At 51.7% G+C, this 406-nt stretch carries 1 protein-coding gene; it reads left to right on the top strand.

Annotation, left to right across the window (positions count from 1 at the left end):
• A partial coding sequence (locus AC2JF9_RS09995; RefSeq protein ID WP_500727462.1) for a sugar phosphate nucleotidyltransferase occupies positions 1-406 on the top strand: 406 nt, incomplete at both ends.

The raw sequence follows: 406 nt of genomic DNA, 5'->3' as shown, positions 1-406 counted from the left end.
CGACGAAAACCGGATCACCGAATTCGCGGAAAAACCGAAAGAGCCGAAAAGCAATCTGGCGTCGATGGGCATTTACATTTTCAACTGGAGCGTCTTGAAATCATATTTGCTTATGGACGAAGCGAACCCGGAGTCGTCGAACGACTTCGGCAAAGATATTATTCCGAGCATGCTGAACGAGGGCGTCCGCTTGAACGCGTATCCGTTCGAAGGGTATTGGAAGGACGTCGGCACCGTGCAAAGTTTATGGGAATCCAACATGGACCTGCTCGAGGAGAAGACGCAGCTGAATTTGTACGACCGATCCTGGCGCATTTATTCCCTAAGCCCGTATCAACCGCCTCAGTATATCGCCCCTGCGGCGAAGGTCAAACGTTCGCTGTTGAACGAAGGCTGCTCCGTATAC

Source organism: Lactobacillus sp. C449L, from assembly GCF_059900815.1.
Note: the sequence above shows the minus strand (reverse complement) of the source record. Positions and strands in the feature narration are given on the sequence as shown.